Below are 1,025 nucleotides of genomic sequence, written 5' to 3' on the forward strand. Positions count from 1 at the left end.
AAGAAAAGTTTTTGATTTTATTATTAATTATTTCTTGACCTGAAACGCTTTTCATAAATTATAAATAAGGAGTACTTCACGAGATCAGTATGAAAACGATACCTTTTGTTTATAATGAACTCGTGTATTTATAGAAAGTGGTGAAGAAATAATGAAATTAATCGCAATTGATTTAGATGGAACTCTTCTTTCAGGGAATAAAATGATTAGTAAAGAGAATGCAGAAGCAATTCAAAAATGTCAGGAAGCGGGTCATGTTGTAGCAATTTGTACAGGACGTTCTATCGTCGACATTGAAAGATTGTTGTTAGAAGTTAATTTAGAGTGTCCAATTATTGCGGAAAATGGTGCGCTTATATATAAAGATAAAAAAATGATGAAGAGATATCCAATTCAAAATATGCAAGCACTTGAAATTGTAGAATATCTTGAAGAGAATGGCTTATATTATCAGCTTTATACTGATAAAGGTGTGTATGTACCGGATTATGGAGTAGAGAGTGTACGTAATGAAATTGAGTATGTGAAGAGTTCAAAAGAAAATTTCGACTTGAAAGAATTAGAAACGATCGCAGCTTTATACCTTGAGCATACAGCGTTTCATAGTGCAGAAAGTTGTAAACCGATTGTAGAAACTGATATACATGTGCATAAGCTTTTACCATTTTCTTATGACATAGAAAAATTAAAAAAGTTAAAAGCAGCGTTTCTGCATAATACTGATTTAGCAATTACATCTTCATATTGGCATAATTTAGAAATTAATCATCGAGATGCTCAAAAAGGAAATGGATTATATACTTTAGCAGAACATCTAAATATTCCAGTTGAAAATACTGTAGCGATAGGTGATGGGCTAAACGATGTATCCATGATGGAAAAAGCAAACATATCAATTGCAATGGGGAACGGAGTCGAAGAAATAAAAGCAATGTGTAAATACGAAACTTTATCAAATGAAGAACACGGTGTTGCACATGCTTTATATAAATATGTAATGTAATATAAAAAGAAAAAAAGAATCC

1 protein-coding gene is annotated in these 1,025 nt (G+C 31.0%); it reads left to right on the forward strand.

Annotated features, from left to right (window positions below):
* Positions 1–151 precede the first annotated feature (151 nt).
* Positions 152–1,003, forward strand: coding sequence for a Cof-type HAD-IIB family hydrolase (locus tag DT250_RS31380; protein ID WP_149214393.1), 852 nt, complete (start codon positions 152–154; stop codon positions 1,001–1,003).
* The last annotated feature ends 22 nt before the right edge of the window (positions 1,004–1,025 follow it).

It is taken from the genome of Bacillus sp. AR2-1, assembly GCF_008368755.1.
GTDB classification, from domain to species: Bacteria; Bacillota; Bacilli; order Bacillales; family Bacillaceae_G; genus Bacillus_A; species Bacillus_A wiedmannii.